We start from the raw sequence: 18,624 nt of genomic DNA, 5'->3' as shown, positions 1-18,624 counted from the left end.
CGCCATAGCGGCCATCGATCAGCACGCCCGTCTTGCCGGCCAGTTGCAAGGCCGTTTCCGTCTGCGCCACGGCTTGCACCATCAATTGCTTCAAGGCCGCAATGGCCGCTTCGGGCGCGCCGGTTTGTTGCGCCAGCTCAAAGAATTGCGTACGGTGGTCGAACGCGAACACGCACAGCTCGTTCCACTGCGGGCGCGCCACCGTCGTGCGATGCAGGCGCGACAAGGTGGCGTCCTGGTTCGGCTGCGTCAGTTTGGCCGCATTGGCCAGGAAATAGTCGAGCTCGACGGGCGACGGCATGGCCGGTGCGCAGCCGTGGCGCGACACGACCAGGGCGCCGCAGCCGTTCGCGTAGCGGCAGCACGCCTCGTAATCCTCGCCACGCAGCCAGCCTTTCAGGAAACCGGAAAGAAAAGCGTCGCCCGCGCCGAGCACGTTCAAGACTTCCACGCGCACGCCGCGGTAGTTATACGCGTCATCCAAACTGGCCGGCACCACGTTGCCGATGATGGCGCTGCCCAGCGGCCCGCGCTTGACGACGAGCGTGGCCAGGGTGGCGGCCCGCACGGCGCGCAGGGACGCCATGATATCAAAGCCGCCGCCGGCGATCATGAATTCCTCTTCCGTGCCGACGATCAGGTCGAACTGCGGCAGGATGGCCTGCAAGTGGCGGGTCACGCCTTCGTTCGAGACGAAACGCGTTTCGCCGTCCGCCTTGCCGGACAAGCCCCACAGCACGGGCCGGTAATCGATGTCGAGCACGGTGCGCACATTATTGGCGCGCGCCAGCTGCAATGCCTGCGTGCTGACGGCGTGCATGGCGCTAGTCGAGAAATGCGTCCCGGTGATTAATAAGGCTTTGCTCGATGCAATGAAGGCCGCATCCACCGACGATGCGTCGATGGCCATGTCGGCGCAATTTTCACGGTAAAAAATCAGCGGGAAGGTGTGCTTGTCCTTGATGCCGAGCATCACCAGGGCCGTCAACCGGTCGCGGTCGATGCCCACATGGCTGACGTCGCAGCCCTCCCGCGCCAAGGTATCGGTAAGGAAACGCCCCATGTGATCGTCGCCCACCTTCGACAGCATGGCGGACTTCAAGCCCAGCCTGGCCGTGCCGAAGGCGATATTGGCGGAAGAGCCGCCCAGGTATTTGGCAAAGCTCGTCGCGTCTTCCAGGGTGCTGCCGATCTGCTGCGCGTACAGGTCCACCGCCAGGCGGCCCAGGCAGATCACGTCGAGCGCGCGGCCCTGGGCAAATTCAGTCGTATTCTTCATGGCATTGTTTCCTTATGACAGTTGCACGATGCGCTGCTCGCGCCACGACACGGTGGCCGCTTCGGCCAGTTCCAGGGCTTTCAAGCCATCGTGGACGGTGGTGCGCAGCGCTGCGCCATGGGCAAAGGCGTCGAAAAAGTGCGCCATTTCGCTGGCGTAGGCGGCGCGGTAGCGTTCCAGGAAAAAGTCTTCCGGCTTGTCCACGCTGACGTTCACGGCGCCATAGGCCGTCACTTCCGTCGGCTTGTGGTTGCCCGCCTGCAGCATGCCGGCGCTGCCCAGCACTTCGAAACGCTGGTCGTAGCCGTAGGCGGCGCGGCGCGTCGTGTTGATCTGGCACAAACGTCCCTTCGCCGTGCGGATGGTGACGGCCGTGCAGTCGAGATCGCCCGCCGCGCCGATGGCCGGATCGACGAGGCAGCTGCCCGTGGCGTGCACGCTGACGGCTTCATCATCGAGTATCCAGCGGAAGATGTCGAAATCGTGGATCAGCATATCCTTGAAGATGCCGCCCGACACCTGGATGTAGCTGACGGGCGGCGGGCCCGGATCGCGGCTGGTGACGATGAGCATCTCCGGCGTGCCGATCTCGCCCGCTGCGATGCGCTGCTTGACGGCGGCAAACGTGGGATCGTAGCGGCGCTGGAAGCCGATCATGCACAGCACTTTTGCCTCCTTGACGGCGGCGGCGGCGGCGCGCGCGCGCTCCAGGGTCAGGTCGACGGGCTTTTCGCAAAAGATGGCCTTGCCGGCGGCGGCCGCCCGCACGATCAGGTCCGCATGCGTATCCGTGCTCGACGCAATCAGCACGGCCTTGACTGCCGGGTCGGCCAGAACGGCCTCCACGCTGGCGACGCTGGCGCCATGCAGGGCCGCCACTTCCGCTGCCGCGCCCGCATGCACGTCGACCACGTATTTCAGGCGCACGCCGGGCTGGCGTACCAGATTGCCGGCGTGAATGCGGCCGATGCGCCCGGCGCCGAACAATGCCACTTGAATCATTTCCATCTCCTTGATAGTCGGTATCGCTTGGCCCGGAAATGCACACGTGTGCAAATCCGGGCTGAAAAAGTTAAAACAGGTGGATGACGCCCAGCATTACACCGCTGAGCTTGGCACCCTTCTTGGTGGCGGCGAAGGCATTGCCGCCAAACGTGTAGTTGGCGTTCTTGTCGTTATTCGTTTCCGTGTAGTAGGCATACACGGTACTGCGCTTGGACAAGTAATACTCGTAGCCCAGGGTCGCCTGCTTGGCGCCGCTGTCGTCGCCGCGCACCAGGGTGGTGGCCTTGATGGTCACGCTGCTGCCGTTGGGCGCGCTGCCCGACACGTCGCCTGCCACGCCGAAACGGCCGATGAAGGCACCGCCGCCCGCCTTGTAGGCGCCCGTGATGGTGAAGTAGTCGCGCTGCAAGTCGCCGCCCGCCACGTCATACACCATGCGGTTCCAGGCCACGCCCACGTCGCCGCCGCCGAAGTTGTAATTGCCCACGGCACGGTACATCTTTTCGCTGAAGCCGGGACGCAAGTCCTTGTGCTTTTCATAGCCGACGGCGCCCTTCACGGGACCGTTCACGTATTGCACGATGCCCGAATAGATGCGGTCGCCGTTCGATGCCTCGTTTTCGCTGGCGCGGTAAATCGTGGCGCTGAATCCCTGTACCACGGGCGTGCGATAGCTGACGGCATTCGAACTGCGGCGGTTGAAGCCTTCGCCGCCCAGCTGCGAAATGTTGGCGTCATCCTGGATGCCTTCGCCCACGAAACGGTTGGTGTAGCCGTTGATCTGGCGGATCGGCGTGGCGAAGCGGCCCAGCGCGATGCGGCCATAGGCGGGGTTTTCCAGCCCGACAAAGGTATCCTTGCTATTGATGGCGCCCGTGCCATCGTCGAGCTTGGCATTGCCTTCGATCTGGAAGAAGGCCGTGTTGCCATTGCCCAAGTCTTCACGTCCACGGAAACCGATCTTCGAGGAATTGTCCGATACGCGCGACACCGACTCGCCATTCGGCGCCGTGGCCGAGCTCGACGTTTCGATGCGGTCGAAGCCCGCGTGGATGCGGCCGTACACGACGACGCTCGATTCGGCCAGCACGCAGCCTGGTGCGACCAGCAACAATACGGCGGCGATCTTGTTCAACTGCATGGTGTTCATCCCGTTTTTCATTTTGTCTCCTGCTTGTTTTTATGGTGGTGGATTACTCATGATGCTCGACAGCGTGTTGCCACTACATGCGTCCCTCGCCGGACGCCTGCCCTCCCTTTCCAATACCTGCTGATTTACTGACAGCGCGGCAAGGCCAGCGCCGCCAGTTGCGGATACAAGCGGGGGCCGCCCACCAGGATGGGGTTGCCCTTTTCCAGGCCGTTATCGGCCAGGAAATCATTGCAGCGCCCGCCCGCCTCGTTGACGAGCACGATGCCCGCCAGACAATCCCAGGAATTGATGTGCGGCTCGAAATAGCCGATCAGACGCCCGGCCGCCACGTAGGCGATCATCAGCGCGCCGGAACCGTTGCGGATGAACATGCCGCCCTCTTCCAGCACGTCGAGCAGGAAGGGCAAAAAGGTATCGGTGCCCACGCGGTGCGAAAAACCCACACCCAGCACGCCGCCCTGCAGGCTGGCCACGTCGTTGATGCGCAGCCGCGTTTCACCCGCCTTCGCCGTCACATGCGCGCCTTGCCCCAGGCAGGCGTGGAACAGCTCGTCCGCATTCGGGTCGTACACGGCGCCGATGGCCGGCTGGCCGTCGACCAGCACGCCGATCGACACGCACCAGGCCAGCATGCCGTTGACGAAACAGGCCGTGCCGTCGATGGGATCGATGACCCACACGCAGCGCGCGTCGGACGCGCCGCCGCCCCGCTCCTCGCCCACCACGGCGTCTTCCGGGAAGCGCTCGGCGATCTGCGCGCGCAGGAAATCCTCGACCATGCGGTCGGCGATGCTGACCATGTCCTGCAAGCCCTTTTCCTCGATCACCAGTTCCGTGCGGCGCCGGAACATGCCCAGCGCGATCTCGCCCGCCTGGCCGATGATGTGCCGGGCGTAGGCATAGCGTTCCAGGGTCGCCGCGTCGGCCAGTACCGCTGCCTGTGTCATATCTGTCATGCTTGTCCTCCAATGATGGCTGCGCCATGTTCGTGTACGGTCATGGCGACCGATGTGCCTTGCGTGAAAACCTGGCTCAAGTCGTGCGAGACGGCAAACAGTTCGCCGACGGGCGTCTCGAGCGTGTATTGCATTTCGCGTCCCAGGTAAGTGGCGCGCGCCACGCGCACCACCATGGCGCTGTCCGGCTGCGCGGGCGACAGCAGGATCGCTTCCGGACGCACGGCGAAACTCGCTTCGCCGCTGCGCTGGCTGCGGCATGGCAGGCGCAGCCGCAGCTTGCCCATGACGCAGACGGCCTTGCCGTCGGCCACCGATTCGATCACGCCATCGACGATGTTCGCGTTGCAGATGAAGTCGGCGACGAACTTGTCGGCCGGCGACTCGAACAGCTCGTGCGGCGTGCCCTTTTGCGCGATCACCTGGCGGTTCATGACGATGATCTGGTCGGAAATGGCCAGCGCCTCTTCCTGGTCATGCGTGACGTACACGGCCGTCAAGCCCAGCTTGACCTGGATGTCGCGGATCTCGTCGCGCACGCGGCGGCGCAGTTTCGTGTCCAGGTTCGACAGCGGCTCGTCCAGCAGCAAGACCTTGGGCTGCAGCACCAGCGAGCGGGCCACGGCCACGCGCTGCTGCTGGCCGCCCGACAACTCGTTCGGGAAGCGCGCGGCAAAATCGGCCAGGCCCACCAGGCGCAGGCTTTCCTGCGCCCGTTCCACGGCGCGCGGCTTGGTCTCGCCCGAGACGGTCAAGCCGTAGCACACGTTGTCGAGCACCGTCATGTGCGGGAACAGCGCATACGACTGGAACACCATGCTGACGTCGCGCTCGGCGGCGGAGGTCAGGGTGACATCCTCGCCGGCCAGCAGGATGCGCCCGGCGCTGACGCGCTCCAGGCCCGCGATCAGGCGCAGGGTGGACGTCTTGCCGCAGCCGCTGGGGCCCAGCAGGGTGACCATGGTGCGCGGGGCGATCATGAACGACACATCGTTCACGGCCAGGGCCTTGCCGTAGCGCTTGGTAACACCATCGAATTCCAGCGCGGCAAGCTTTGTTGCTTGGGTAGTAAAGTGGTTCATGCGTAGCTCTTTTCCAGGTTGGGAACGGCGGCCGGCAGCGTTTTTTCGGCGCTGACGCGGCGAAGGCGGCGCTTGCCGACCAGCAAATGGATCAATTGGATGCACAGCAGGATGATGACGATCAGCACCGTGGCATAGGCGATGGCCGTGCCGTAGTTACCGTTCGACACCAGGCCGATGATGTAGGACGTGGCCATGTCGTAATCGGCGCTGACGAGGAAGACGACAGCCGAGATCGACGTGATCGAGCGCACGAAGCCATACACGAGAGCCGAGGCGATGGCCGGGCGCAGCAGCGGCAGGATGACCTTGCGCATGGTGGTCCAGCTGCTGGCGCCCAGGGTGATCGACGCCTCGTCCAGGCTGCCGTCGAGCTGGCGCATGGCGGCGATGCCCGTGCGCAATCCCATCGGCATGTTGCGGAAGACAAAGCACAGGATCAGAATCGTCGCCGTGCCCGTCAGTTCGATCGGCGCCGAGTTGAACGCCAGGATGTAGCTGATGCCGATGACGGTGCCGGGAATGGCAAAGCTGAGCATGGTGCCGAACTCGAACGCGCTCTTCAGGGCGAATTGCTGGCGCACCAGCAGCCAGGCCGACAGGATGCCGACAAAGGCCGTCAAGGGCGCGGCGATGGCCGAAATCGTCAAGGTGGTGAACAGCGACGGCCAGGCCTGGCCCGTCCAGTGCCAGCCGGCAGCGCCCGCCGTGATGCCGAAGGCGTCGATGTAATGGCGCAAGGTGAAGGCATTGTCCTGGCCCCAGTTATTCACGAAGCCGCCCGCCACCACGGTACCGTAGATCAGGGCCGTGAAGGCGAACCATGGCAGGGCGATGGTCCACAGGGTGGTTTTCAGGCGCGGATTGAGCGAGGCGTGGCCGCCGTGGTCGGCCTTGCCCGTCACCGTCACATACGATTTCTTGCCCAGCCACAGGTTCTGGATGAAGAAGGCACCCACGGCAAACGTCAGCAGCACGATGGCCAACGTCGCCGCGCGTCCCTGGTCATTCGAGGCGCCCACCACGGAAAAGAAGATTTCCGTCGACAGCACGTGGAAGTTGCCGCCCAAGACCATCGGGTTGCCGAAGTCGGCCATGCTTTCGATAAAGCACAGCAAGAAGGCATTGGCGATGCCGGGACGCATCAAGGGCAGCGAGACCTTGACAAAGGTTTGCCAGCTGCTGGCGCCCAGGGTGCCCGACGCTTCTTCCAGCGAGGGGCTGACGCCTTCGACCACGCCGATCAATGTCATGAAGGCGATCGGCGCAAAGGCCAGCATCTGCGACAGCCATACGCCCGTCATGCCGTACAGCCAGCGGCTTTGTTCGATGCCAAACAATTCTCCGACGAGGCCCGTGATGGCGCCATTGCGGCCGAACAGCAGGATCAGCGCCAGGCCCAGCACGAACGGCGGCGTGACGATTGGCAAGATGGTGATGGCGCGCATGGGGCGTACCCAGCGGCCGTTGGTGCGCGTCACCAGCAGGGCAAAGACGAGACCGAGGAAGGTGGCCGACACGCCCGTCAGCAGGGCCAGCGCCAGGGTGTTCCAGGCCACGCCGCAGCGGCCGGGACCGGCCACGCAATTGAGGCTCCAGATGCCGGGGTCCGCCAGGCGGCGCGCCAGGGCGGCGGCACCCGTGCCGCCATCATCCATGGGCTGGCCGGCGCTCACCAGGATCAGCGCGACGGGGAACAGCACGAACAGGGAAATGAGGCAGATGATGAGGCCGATGGCGCCGGCCACGAAGGCGTCGCCGCGGCACACGCCGCAGGCGGCGGCGCCCGAGGTCAGCAGGAACAGCAGGCACAGCGCCAGCAGCAGCGCGCCGAAACCGAGGCCGGTGCCGGCGGCCAGCGGCCCCCAGCCCAGCCATGCCAGCCACAGCAGGCCGGCGCCGCCGAGGGCGATCTGGCCCAGGCCCAGGGTCTTGCGGTGGGGATTGCCAGCCACCAGCGCGGCGCTGGCGGCGATCAGGGCAAAGAACACGCCCAGCGGCCAGGCGCCGAACGACAATACGTGCAGCACGGCCGGCGCGCCACGTTCACTGAAGAACTGGCCGTCGCGCAGCCATTCGCCGGCGAACAGTCCCGCTTCCTGCTGCTGCCAGGGCAACAGGCACAACGCTGCCAAAGCGGCCAGCAACCAGCCGTAAAATATCTTTTTCATGAGTTTCATCCAACTATGAACGTCTGAAATTCTGTTGCGCGATGCGCTCTGTTTCCAGACGTTTTGAACAATTGATATAGGTTTAACGCCTGCCAAAACTGTAGCGAGCGGCAGTGAGTTGCGGCCGAGACGCGCAGCTGTGCGCTAGCACAGTGAGCATCGCAGGCTGCAAATCGCGACGCGCAGTAAGTTTTGGCGCGCGTTAATTGCCGGCAGAATAAATCTGCGTGGTCCAGCGCTGCAGTAGGCGCTTGCGCGTGTCCGACGCGCCATACTTGGCGAAGTCGTAGTTGATGGTCTTGATGTTTTCCAGGCGCGGCGAGGCGGCGGGAATGGTGGCGGCCGCGTTGGACGGGATCTGGAAAGCCAGCGCCTTGACGGCTTCGCTCTGCACGTCGGGACGCAGGGCGAATTCATAGAATTTCTTTGCCTGTTCCATGTTTTTCGCGCCCTTGACGATGCTCATCGAGCCGATCTCGTAGCCCGTGCCTTCGCAGGGCGGCAAGACCTTCACGGGAAAGCCGGCCACGGTGAGTTTCATCAGGTCATGCATGAAGCCGATGGCCACGCCCGCTTCGCCGCGGCCCACGTCCTCGCCCGGCGCCACGCCCGCGTTCGGGTATTTGCTGACGTTCTGGCCCATTTTCGCCAGGAAATCGAAGGCTTCCTCTTCGCCGAACAGCTGCACCACGGTGGCCAGCGCGTTGTAAGCGGCGCCCGAGGAATTCGGGTTGGCCATCTCGATCTCGCCCTTGTAAGCGGGCTTGACGAGGTCTTTCCAGCATTGGGGCGGCGGCAGGTTTTTCTTCTTCAGCACATTTTCGTTGTAGGCCAGGCCCAGGATGCCGATGTAGATGCCGACGGTGCGGTACTTGGCCGTCTCGGCCTGCTTGAGCGCCCACGGCTGCAGCTTGGGCAGGGTGGGCGACCTGTATTCTTCCGTATAGCCTTCGGCGGCCGCCTGCAGGTGGGGGTCGCCCGTGCCGCCCCACCAGATGTCCGATTTCGGGTTCGACGCTTCGGCGCGGATCTTCGCGTAGGCTTCCCCGGCGCTCTTCCTGATCATCGATACCTTGATCTTGCTTTCCGCCTCGAAGCGGTTCTTCATCAGCTGGCACCATTCCATGTCGGCCGAGCACAGCACGGACAGGCGTTCCTCGGCGGCCATGGCCGTCATCGGCAGGGCCAGGCTTATAGCAATCGCAACATTGCGCATCTTCATCGTCTCACTCCAAGTTCGTTGTCGTTGTGGTACTTCAGACCGCACCGCTATCTTGCGGTGTCACTGTCCCGGGATGTGCTTTGTAAGGCCTTGCACTGCATTGCACACGTGTGCACACCTTACCACCAGCCGATTTTGACTGTCAACAAGAATCTCGGCAGGCATGCGGCGTGGTGTTTTACCGACAAAAAAAGCCGCCAGCTGTGCGTGCAGCTGGCGGCTTTCGGGATCTCCAGGATCAGAGGCGTGTTACTGCCAGGCTTCCTTGCCCGCGCGCGGCTTGCCCACCATCAGCAAGGCGCCCAGTGTCAGCACGGCCGCCAGCGACAGGTAATAACCCACGTATTGCAGACCGTAGTTGGTGGCCAGCCAGGTGGCGATGTACGGCGCCAGCGAGGCGCCCAGAATGCCCGCCAGGTTGAACGTCAGCGAGGCGCCCGTGTAGCGCACTTCGGGCGGGAACAGCTCGGACAACATCGTGCCCAGCGGTCCGTAGGTCATGCCCATCAAGCCCAGGCCGACGGCCATGAAGACGGTCACTTCCCACGTCACGCCCGAGCCGAACATCGGTGCGAGCACCAGGCCGAAGATGGCGATGGCGACGGAGACCCAGATCAGGGTGGCGCGGCGGCCGCGGCGGTCGGCCAGCACGGCCGAAAACGGAATCGTCAGGGCGAAGAACAGCACGGCAAACAGCTGCACGACGAGGAATTCCTTGCGCGTGAAGCCCAGCTTGGTCGTGCCCCAGCTCAATGCGAACACCGTCATCAGGTAGAACAGCACGAAGGTGGCCAGGGCGATGATGGTGCCCAGGAACAGCATGCGGCCATGCTGGCGGAACACGGTGGCCACGGGCAGCTTGACGACTTCGTTCTTGTCGATGACTTTCTGGAAGTCCGGCGTTTCCGTGATCTTCAGGCGCACATACAGGCCGACGATGACCAGCAGCGCGCTGGCGAGGAAGGGGATGCGCCAGCCGTAGCTGAAGAACTGCTCATCGGTCATGGTTTCGCTCAGCAGCAGGAAGATGCCGCCCGACAGGAAGAAGCCGATCGGCGCCCCCAGCTGCGGGAACATGCCGTACCAGGCGCGCTTGCCCGGTGGCGCGTTTTCCGTGGCCAGCAGCACCGCGCCGCCCCACTCGCCGCCCAAGCCCAGACCCTGGCCGAAACGGCACAGCGCCAGCAGCAGCGGCGCCAGGGTACCGATGGCGGCATAGGTCGGCAACAAGCCGATGATGACGGTGGAGATACCCATGGTCAGCAAGGCCGCCACGAGGGTCGCCTTGCGGCCGATGCGGTCGCCGAAGTGGCCGAACACGGCCGAACCGATGGGGCGGGCGAAGAAGGCGATGGCGAACGTGGCCAGCGACTGCAGCACGGCGGCCGACGGGTCGCCGGCGGGGAAGAACAGTTTCGGGAACACCAGCACGGCGGCGGTGGCGTAGATATAAAAGTCAAAGAACTCGATGGTGGTGCCGATCAGGCTGGCGAACAGCACCGTGCCGGGGGAATTTTTCTTGGGGGGGGTGCTCCGGGGCTTACTCATTTACTGCGCTCCTTGGGGAGGGTGTCTAAAGGCCATTCTCTGGATGTTTTTTCAGGCAGCAGCACAGCACGTTGTCTCCGTGTCGTTCGCATATCATAGCCTTGCGCGCGGGCATTTGCCGCGCATTTGCTATTAAATTTGCAAACAAAAACAACGGTTTTTGTTGCCGTAGCGAACTGCCGGCAACGTGCGCTAACGCGCCGTGATCAGTGCTAATTTAGAGAAACAACGGTCGTGCGCCATCCGGTTACCCGGGGCACGGCAGGAAAGGCGTCAGGGGATGGGCGACGTGTATCAGGCCCGGCGTATCGCCAGGCATTCCGTACCAGACCCGCGCGTCGGCATCGCGGCATCGGTCATTTGTGGTGAGTCCTTGCCCGCGGCCCCTCCGGGTGGAGCGGGCCGGCGATGATCGCGCTGCATCACGCAGGATGCGGTTGATCTTGCTGTAAGCGGCTTATCATACGCGCAGTGCTGCGGTGCGGCAAGAAGTTGTGATGGAGCATGTACGGTGGTGTCGGCTTACGCTGCGCTAAGCCGACCTACGCCGACCTACGCCCACCTATGCTGACCTACGCATCGATCAATGCAAAAGTCTGCTCGATCTCGCGGCTGTCGAGCGGACGCACGAGGCGCGCCACTTCCTGGCCATCTTTCAGGAAAATCAGGGTCGGCCACAGTTTCACCTTGAACGAGCGCCCCAGCGCGCGGCCGGGGCCGTCTTCCACGCGAATATGCGCTACCCCGGGGTGCTGCGCCAACGCGGCGGCCAGCGGCGCGTCTGTGGCGCGGCAGTGGCCGCACCAGCCCGTGCCGAATTCCAGCAGGGCCGGCCCCGCCAGGGCGTCGATCTCGGCGCGCGTCGGTTGTGCTACGGAATACGTGTCGTGCATCATGCCAGCCTCCCAGACAATTTAGACCACTTTGAGGCGCAAGGTCTCCAGGCCATCGATGGCGCCCACCAACTCGTCGCCGCGCTGCACGGCCGCCACGCCGGCCGGCGTGCCCGTGTAGATCAGGTCGCCCGGCTGCAAGGTGAAATAGGTCGACAAGTCGGCGATGGTTTCGGCCACGTTCCAGATCAGCATATCGATGCTGCTGCTTTGGCGCAGCTCGCCATTCACGCGCAGGGTGATGGCGGCATGCTGGACGTCACCCGCCTGCGCGGCCGGCGTGATGGGGCCGATGGGCGCCGAGTGCTCGAAGGCCTTGCCCGTCTCCCACGGACGGCCCAGTTTTTTCGCTGCGCCCTGCACGTCGCGGCGCGTCATGTCCAGGCCGATCGCATAACCCCACACGTGGCCCAGCGCATCGGCCGCGCCGATATCGCTGCCGCCCTTGCCGATGGCCACCACCAGCTCCATCTCGTGCTGGAAATCCTGCGTCTGCGCCGGATACGGCAGCTCGCCCGTCGTGCCGACTGGCACGGGCAGCACGGCGTCGTTTGGCTTCATGAAGAAAAACGGCGCCTCGCGGCCCGTGTGGCCCATTTCCTTGGCGTGCTCGACATAGTTGCGGCCTACGCAATAGATGCGGTGGACAGGGAAGGTATCAACGCTGCCGGTGACGGGAACGCTGGGCTGGATGGCTGCGGGAATGACATACGACATGAAAACTCCTGATCGGCACGATAAAAAGGCGGCGATGAAAAAGGGACACCGCAGTGTCCCCCACGCAGTGCCACCCATTTTACGACAACGTTACTTCAGCAGTCCCGAGCGGCTCGGGTCCGGCATGCGGATGGCAACGATGAAGGAAATCAGGCACATGATGGTGACGTACCAATAGAAATACTCTTCCACGTGCCAGGCCTTGAACTGCAGCGCCACATATTCGGCCGAACCGCCGAACATGGCGTTGGCGACCGCATACGACAGGCCCACGCCCAGCGCACGCACTTCGACGGGGAACATTTCCGCCTTGATCAGGCCGCTGATCGACGTGTAGAAGCTGATGATGGCCAGCGCGATGATGATCAGGCCAAACGCCGCGTACGGGCTGGAAATATCCTTCAAGGCATGCATGATCGGCAACACGCACAGGGTGGCCAGGCCGCCGAAGAACAGCATCGAGGTGCGGCGGCCGATGCGGTCGGACAGAGCGCCGAACACCGGTTGCAGAATCATGTACACCAACAGCGCGCAGGTCATGACGGCGCTGGCCGTCTTGGTATCCATGCCGGCCGTGTTGACCAGGTATTTCTGCATGTAGGTAGTGAACGTGTAGAACACGAGCGAACCGCCGGCCGTAAAGCCGAGCACCGTGATGAAGGCGCGCTTATGCTTGAGCAAGCCGCGCAGGCTGCCCGCATCCTTGTCCTTGCGCTCGCTGGCGGTGGTCGTTTCCGTCAGGGATTTACGCAGGTTCAGCGAGACGAGGGCCGCCAGGGCGCCAAACACGAACGGGATGCGCCAGCCCCAGGCGCGCAGCTCTTCCAAGGTCAGCAGTTGCTGCAAGACAACCAGTACCAGCAAGGCCAGCAGCTGGCCGCCGATCAGGGTCACGTACTGGAACGAGGCGAAGAAGCCGCGCTTGCCCGATTCCGACACTTCACTCATGTAGGTGGCGCTGGTACCATATTCGCCGCCCACGGACAGGCCCTGGAACAGGCGCGCCACCAGCAGCAGGAACGGCGCGAAGGCGCCGATGGTGTCATACGTGGGCATGACGGCGATCATCAAGGAGCCGCCGCACATCATCAGCACGGAAATCATCATCGACTGGCGGCGGCCGTATTTGTCGGCGATGCGGCCGAACAGCCAGCCGCCCACCGGGCGCATGAGGAAGCCGGCGGCAAAGATGCCGGCCGTCTGCAGCAGCTGCGTGGTGGGGTTACCGGAAGGGAAGAAGGCGTGCGAGAAATACAGCGCGCAGAACGAGTAAATGTAGAAGTCGAACCATTCGACCAGGTTACCGGAAGAAGCGCCAATGATGGCCTTGATGCGCTGCTGGGAAGTCAGCTGCGCAACGTCATGCGGAGTATCGTGGGATGTCATATCAATCTTCTTGTTCGTGTGAAAAAGCCAACGCCAGCCAGGTTGCCCGGGCTGGTTTTGCATCATACGCCCTTGATCAAGGTCAAAAAGCCGCCCGGCATACGGGTTAATACGTATCGCCGGCAACTATTTTTCGCCTTCGGGCGCATGGAATCAGACCCGTTCCAGCACCAGCGCGATGCCCTGGCCGATGCCGATGCCGCATCTTGTGTGAGTGCACAGTGCATGGTGCTTGCCCGGACGCGCTGCAGGTCAGACCCGTTCCAGTACCAGCGCGATACCCTGGCCTACGCCGATGCACATGGTGCACAGCGCATAGCGCCCGCCCGTGCGGTGCAGCTGGTTGACGGCCGTCATGGCCAGGCGCGCACCGGACGCGCCCAGCGGGTGACCGAGGGCGATGGCGCCGCCGTTCGGGTTCACGCGCGGATCGTCGTCGCGCAAGCCCAGCTGGCGCAGCACGGCCAGGCCCTGGGCGGCAAACGCTTCGTTCAATTCGATGACGTCGAAATCGGCCAGGGTCAAACCCGTCATGGCCAGCACTTTCAGGGTGGCGGGCGCGGGGCCGATGCCCATGATGCGCGGCGCCACGCCGGCCGTGGCCATGGCCACCACGCGGGCGCGCGGTGTCAGGCCAAAGCGGGCCGCGTTCGCCTCGTCGGCCAGCAGCAGGGCCGCCGCGCCATCGTTGACGCCGGACGCGTTGCCGGCCGTGATCGTGCCGTCCGCGCGCACGACGGGTTTCAGTTTGGCCAGGGTGTCCAGCGTGGTGGCGCGCGGATGCTCGTCGCGGCTGACAACGACGGGCTCACCCTTCTTCTGCGCAATGCTGACGGGACAGATTTCGCTGTCGAACACGCCCGCCTGCTGCGCCGCCAGGGCTTTTACCTGGCTGGCCAGGGCAAACGCATCCTGGTCCGCGCGGCTGATGCCGAAGTCGCTGGCCACGTTTTCCGCCGTTTCCGGCATCGAATCGACGCCGTACCGCGCCTTCATCAGCGGATTGATGAAGCGCCAGCCGATGGTCGTGTCTTCCATTTTCATGCCGCGCGAAAAGGCGCTGTCGGCCTTGCCCATGACGAAGGGCGCGCGGCTCATGCTTTCCACGCCGCCGGCGATCAGCAAGCCCGCTTCGCCGCTCTTGATGAAGCGCGCGGCGCTGCCGATGGCGTCCAGGCCCGAGCCGCACAATCGGTTCAGGGTGGCGCCCGGCACGCTGTCGGGCAATCCCGCCAGCAAGGCGGCCATGCGCGCCACGTTGCGGTTGTCCTCGCCCGCCTGGTTGGCGCAGCCGTACAGCACGTCCGTGACGGCCGTCCAGTCCACATTGGGGTTGCGCGCCATCAAGGCGCGGATGGGCACGGCGCCCAGGTCGTCGGCGCGCACGCCGGACAGGCCGCCGCCGTAGCGGCCGAAGGGGGTGCGCTGGGCATCGCAGATAAACGCTGCAGTCATATTTTTTTCCTCCAAGAAATATTTATGTAGGTCGGGTTAGTGCGCAAGCACGTAAGCCGACATTGCTGGCTGCTAACGTCCGTCCAGCAGTGAAACCGGCGTCAACGCTTGCAACTGTTCAAAACGCAAGCCATCGGCCAGTTCGATGACCGTGGCACCGTTTGGCCCCAGGTCGAACACGGCCAGGTCGCTGTAGATGCGGCTGACGCACCCGATGCCCGTCAGCGGATAGGTGCAGGCCTGCACCAGCTTGCTTTCACCGCCCTTGGTCAGCAATTCCATCATGACCCAGGTTTTTTTCGCGCCGATAGCCAGGTCCATGGCCCCGCCCACGGCGGGTATGGCGTCGGGCGCGCCCGTGTGCCAGTTGGCCAGGTCGCCCGTGGCGGACACTTGAAACGCGCCCAGCACGCAGATGTCCAAGTGGCCGCCGCGCATCATGGCAAAGCTGTCGGCATGGTGGAAATAGCTGCCGCCCGCCAGCAGGGTGACGGGCTGCTTGCCCGCGTTGATCAGGTCGTAGTCTTCCTCGCCCGGCACGGGCGCGGGGCCCATGCCGATCACGCCGTTTTCGCTGTGCAGGATGATCTCCGCGCCGGCCGGCAAGTGATTCGCCACCAGGGTCGGCAAGCCGATGCCCAGGTTCACGACGGCACCTTCATGGATGTCGGCCGCCACGCGGGCCGCCATCTGGTCTCGATTCCATTTGTTCATATTGATTTTCCTCAGGCTGCTTTGAAGCCGGCGGGGCCGGTGGCCGTGCGCGGCACTTGCACGAGGCGCTGCACGAACAGGCCCGGCGTGATGACGTGTTCGGGGTCGATGCTGCCCAAGTCAAGCACCTCGTGCACGGAGGCAATGCTGACCTTGGCGGCCATGGCCATGATGGGACCGAAGTTGCGCGCCGTCTTGCGGTAGGTGAGGTTGCCCCAGCGGTCGCCCTGCTCCGCCTTGATCAGCGCGAAGTCGGCGTGGATCGGCGACTCGAACACATACATGCGCCCGTCGATCTCGCGCGTTTCCTTGCCCTTGGCCAAGTCCGTGCCGTAGCCCGTGGGCGTGAAAAAGCCGCCGATGCCGGCGCCGGCGGCGCGGATGCGCTCGGCCAGGTTGCCCTGCGGCACCAGTTCCAGCTCCAGCTTGCCCGCGCGGTACAGGGCGTCGAAGACGTGGGAATCGGCCTGACGGGGGAACGAGCAGATGATCTTGCGCACCTGCCCGTTTTTCAGCAGGGCGGCCAGGCCCGTGTCGCCATTGCCCGCATTGTTGTTGACGATGACGAGGTCGCGCGCGCCCTGGGCGATCAGGCCGTCGATCAGCTCGGCCGGCTGGCCCGCGCCGCCGAAGCCGCCAATCATGACGGTGGCGCCATCGTGGATATCGGCCAGCGCATCAAGCACGCTGGAACGCAGTTTGTCGATCATTGCGGTCTCCTCCCAATCAAACTCATTAGCCATTTGTTCGCATAACGAACAAATATTCGTATTTAGAACTTATTCGTGAGAATATGCCTGATCGGGGCGCTTGTCAATTTGCCGTTTTCGCCACCGCCATGGCTATAATTGCCACCTTGCCCCATTGGAAATGCCATGACCGCACGCAGCCGCACCTCCCTTGCCACCGAAGAAAGCGTTGATGCCGAGGGCGCGCCGCGTCCCGGCGACAGCTATGTGCAATCGTTCGCGCGGGGCCTGGCCGTGCTGCGCAGCTTTGGCGCGGACGCGCCGCAGCAGACCCTGAGCGAAGTGGCGGAACGGGCGCAGCTGACGCGCGCGGGCGCGCGGCGCATCCTGCACACCCTGCTGCATCTCGGTTACGTGGAAGCGGATGGGCGGCTGTTCCGTTTGACGCCCAAGGTGCTCGACCTCGGTTACGCCTATCTGTCATCCCTGCCCGTATGGACGCAGGCGCAGCCGCTGCTGGAAGAATTGATGCAGACCTTGCGCCAGTCGTGCTCGGCCACCGTGCTCGACGGGGACGACATCGTCTACGTCGTGCGCCTGTCCGCGCACCGCACCATGTCGATCAACCTGGGTATCGGCAGCCGCCTGCCCGCCTACTGCACCTCGATGGGCAGGGTGTTGCTGTCGGGCCTGGCGCCCGAGGTGCTGCGCGAACGGCTGTCGAAGATGGCGCTGCTGAAGATCACGCCGGCGACCAAGGTCGATATCGATGTCTTGATGGAAGAGATTGCGCAAGTGCGGCGCCAGGGCTGGTGCCTGGTGCAGGAAGAGCTGGAACAGGGCTTGATCGCCCTGGCCGCGCCCGTGTTCGACCGGGCCGGCAAGGTGGTGGCGGCGATCAACGTCAGCGGCCAGACGGCGGGGCCATCCGTGGCGCATCTGCTGGAGCACAGCCTGCCGAAACTGCTCGAGACGGCAAACCGGGTCAGCGCCCTGGTGCGGGTGCAGCAGTAGTTACTTGTTAAACTTCGCGCACAGGTCCGCGCGCGGCTGGGCAGGCATCGTTTGCGTCAGGTCGAACGTGCCCTGGTAGCCGGCGGCGCCCTGCTCCAGGTAGCCGATGCTGCGCACATTCAGTTGCGGGTCGGCCAGCTTCAGCCAGCGGGGCACGCCGATATCCTTGCGCACATGCACATTGCCGGCGATCAGCACCACGTCGCGCGGCGCCTGGTCGCGGATCAGCTTGGCCATCCAGATATCGCGCGCCACCTGGGCGTTGACGACACCGGTCATCATCATGTCGGGCAGCATATTGCAGCGGGCCGCCTGCACTTCCCTCTTTTGCCCTTCCAGGATATCGGCCGGCACGGGCGCGGCCAGGTACGTGGCCGCCATGGCGGGCGGCATGGCCCACTGGATGCCGTCGCGCACGATACGCGAGGCATCGGCCGGCGACAGGTTGCCGGCGACCAGGGTCAGCTGGTAACTGATGACGAGGTCCAGCACGGGCCGGTACATGCTCCAGTCCCAGCGCGGCTGTTCCATCACGCGGATGATGCAATCGGGGTCGGCGCATTCACGCGCGGCGCGCGTCAGCAGGGCCTGGTTTTCGCGGTCGAACTGCTCCATGACGATCACGGGACGCCAGCCGGCCGCCAGGCGGCGCTGCAATTCCGCGACGCGCAGGCGCTGACCTTGCGCATTGTCATGCACTTCACCGAGCAGCAGCACTTGCGGATTGGGCAAGGTGTCGGCCACAGGCGCGGGAGCGGGCGGCGCTTCCTTCTTCAGCAAGCTGCCGCAGGCGGCCAGCGCCAGCACGCTGCACAGCAGGGCGGCGCGCGCGCCGGCACGGAAAATCATGGTCTTCATGTAAGCGGTATCCAAAGTGGCGATGCGCCAGATTGTACCGTCTCAGGCTGGCGCGGGTGCCTTGCGGCGCTCCAGCACCTCAAAGAGCAGCATGCCGGCCAGCATCGCGATCACAAACAACCACGCCTTCGGCTGGCCCGCCAGCAGCGACACGAGGGCGGGACCGGGACAGAAACCGGCGATGCCCCAGCCCGCGCCAAAGGCCAGGCTGCCCAGCAGCAAGCGCCGGTCGATGCGGCGCGACGCGGGCAATTGCATGGGGTCGCCCAGCAGCGCCGTGCTGCGCCGGCGCGCCAGCCAGAAGGCGGGCAGAGCCACGCCGATGGCGCCGCCCATCACCAGCGCCAGCGACGGGTCCCAGGCACCGGCCAGGTCGAGGAAACCGAGCACCTTGGCCGGGTTGCTCATGCCGGAGACGATCAGGCCCAATCCAAAGACGAGGCCGCTCAACAGGGAAAGGATCAGCTTGCTCATAAGCTTGC

Annotated in this window: 17 protein-coding genes; 1 reads left to right on the top strand and 16 read right to left on the bottom strand. The window is 64.3% G+C overall.

The window, feature by feature from the left end:
* The 14 genes from AC0V2Y_RS18025 to AC0V2Y_RS17960 all read right to left on the bottom strand — a co-directional run.
* Nucleotides 1–1,279 (bottom strand): bifunctional 5-dehydro-2-deoxygluconokinase/5-dehydro-2-deoxyphosphogluconate aldolase (locus tag AC0V2Y_RS18025; RefSeq protein ID WP_475416158.1); only part of this gene is annotated, 1,279 nt, incomplete at its 3' end.
* A 12-nt stretch (nucleotides 1,280–1,291) separates the two neighbouring features.
* Nucleotides 1,292–2,281 (bottom strand): inositol 2-dehydrogenase, encoded by a 990-nt coding sequence (gene iolG / locus AC0V2Y_RS18020; protein WP_475416157.1) that lies wholly within the window; start codon nucleotides 2,279–2,281, stop codon nucleotides 1,292–1,294.
* 70 nt (nucleotides 2,282–2,351) lie between these two features.
* On the bottom strand, nucleotides 2,352–3,446 hold the full coding sequence (locus AC0V2Y_RS18015) for a porin (protein WP_475416156.1): 1,095 nt from the start codon (nucleotides 3,444–3,446) through the stop codon (nucleotides 2,352–2,354).
* 113 nt (nucleotides 3,447–3,559) lie between these two features.
* The gene (locus tag AC0V2Y_RS18010) at nucleotides 3,560–4,393 is read right to left on the bottom strand and encodes an inositol monophosphatase family protein (RefSeq protein ID WP_475416155.1); all 834 of its coding nucleotides are present in this window, start codon (nucleotides 4,391–4,393) and stop codon (nucleotides 3,560–3,562) included.
* Nucleotides 4,390–5,475: an ABC transporter ATP-binding protein gene (locus tag AC0V2Y_RS18005; RefSeq protein ID WP_475416154.1), complete on the bottom strand. Its 1,086-nt coding sequence runs from the start codon at nucleotides 5,473–5,475 to the stop codon at nucleotides 4,390–4,392. Before AC0V2Y_RS18005 ends, AC0V2Y_RS18010 begins: the two co-directional genes overlap by 4 nt.
* Nucleotides 5,472–7,646 carry an ABC transporter permease gene (locus AC0V2Y_RS18000; RefSeq protein ID WP_475416153.1) on the bottom strand — a complete coding sequence of 725 codons (2,175 nt, stop codon included), beginning with the start codon at nucleotides 7,644–7,646 and terminating at the stop codon, nucleotides 5,472–5,474. The genes AC0V2Y_RS18005 and AC0V2Y_RS18000 overlap by 4 nt, the downstream gene beginning before the upstream one ends.
* A gap of 202 nt (nucleotides 7,647–7,848) precedes the next feature.
* Nucleotides 7,849–8,868: an ABC transporter substrate-binding protein gene (locus AC0V2Y_RS17995; RefSeq protein ID WP_475416152.1), complete on the bottom strand. Its 1,020-nt coding sequence runs from the start codon at nucleotides 8,866–8,868 to the stop codon at nucleotides 7,849–7,851.
* 249 nt (nucleotides 8,869–9,117) lie between these two features.
* A complete protein-coding gene (locus AC0V2Y_RS17990; protein WP_230538835.1) occupies nucleotides 9,118–10,416 on the bottom strand; it encodes an MFS transporter in 1,299 nt (432 codons plus the stop codon).
* A gap of 572 nt (nucleotides 10,417–10,988) precedes the next feature.
* Entirely contained in the window at nucleotides 10,989–11,312 is a 324-nt protein-coding gene (locus AC0V2Y_RS17985; protein ID WP_475416151.1) for a thioredoxin family protein, read from the bottom strand.
* A gap of 18 nt (nucleotides 11,313–11,330) precedes the next feature.
* Nucleotides 11,331–12,026, bottom strand: a complete 696-nt coding sequence (locus AC0V2Y_RS17980) for a fumarylacetoacetate hydrolase family protein (RefSeq protein ID WP_475416150.1) — start codon at nucleotides 12,024–12,026, stop codon at nucleotides 11,331–11,333.
* Between the two features lie 90 nt (nucleotides 12,027–12,116).
* Nucleotides 12,117–13,412, bottom strand: a complete 1,296-nt coding sequence (locus tag AC0V2Y_RS17975) for an MFS family transporter (RefSeq protein WP_101484721.1) — start codon at nucleotides 13,410–13,412, stop codon at nucleotides 12,117–12,119.
* 252 nt (nucleotides 13,413–13,664) lie between these two features.
* The gene (gene pcaF / locus AC0V2Y_RS17970) at nucleotides 13,665–14,867 is read right to left on the bottom strand and encodes a 3-oxoadipyl-CoA thiolase (RefSeq protein ID WP_475416149.1); all 1,203 of its coding nucleotides are present in this window, start codon (nucleotides 14,865–14,867) and stop codon (nucleotides 13,665–13,667) included.
* 72 nt (nucleotides 14,868–14,939) lie between these two features.
* On the bottom strand, nucleotides 14,940–15,581 hold the full coding sequence (locus AC0V2Y_RS17965) for a 3-oxoacid CoA-transferase subunit B (protein ID WP_475416148.1): 642 nt from the start codon (nucleotides 15,579–15,581) through the stop codon (nucleotides 14,940–14,942).
* A gap of 11 nt (nucleotides 15,582–15,592) precedes the next feature.
* Nucleotides 15,593–16,291, bottom strand: coding sequence for a 3-oxoacid CoA-transferase subunit A (locus AC0V2Y_RS17960; RefSeq protein WP_076573106.1), 699 nt, complete (start codon nucleotides 16,289–16,291; stop codon nucleotides 15,593–15,595).
* A gap of 165 nt (nucleotides 16,292–16,456) precedes the next feature.
* Between AC0V2Y_RS17960 and AC0V2Y_RS17955 the strand changes: the two genes are divergently transcribed.
* The gene (locus AC0V2Y_RS17955; RefSeq protein WP_475416147.1) at nucleotides 16,457–17,284 is read left to right on the top strand and encodes an IclR family transcriptional regulator domain-containing protein; all 828 of its coding nucleotides are present in this window, start codon (nucleotides 16,457–16,459) and stop codon (nucleotides 17,282–17,284) included.
* Here the strand turns inward: AC0V2Y_RS17955 and AC0V2Y_RS17950 are convergent, their stop codons facing one another.
* Both AC0V2Y_RS17950 and AC0V2Y_RS17945 read right to left on the bottom strand, forming a co-directional pair.
* Nucleotides 17,285–18,142, bottom strand: coding sequence for a ChaN family lipoprotein (locus AC0V2Y_RS17950; protein ID WP_475416146.1), 858 nt, complete (start codon nucleotides 18,140–18,142; stop codon nucleotides 17,285–17,287). It lies immediately after the preceding gene.
* A 42-nt stretch (nucleotides 18,143–18,184) separates the two neighbouring features.
* Entirely contained in the window at nucleotides 18,185–18,616 is a 432-nt protein-coding gene (locus tag AC0V2Y_RS17945; RefSeq protein ID WP_475416145.1) for a DUF6691 family protein, read from the bottom strand.
* Nucleotides 18,617–18,624 lie beyond the last annotated feature (8 nt).

Source organism: Janthinobacterium sp. BHSEK, from assembly GCF_056174685.1.
Note: the sequence above shows the minus strand (reverse complement) of the source record. Positions and strands in the feature narration are given on the sequence as shown.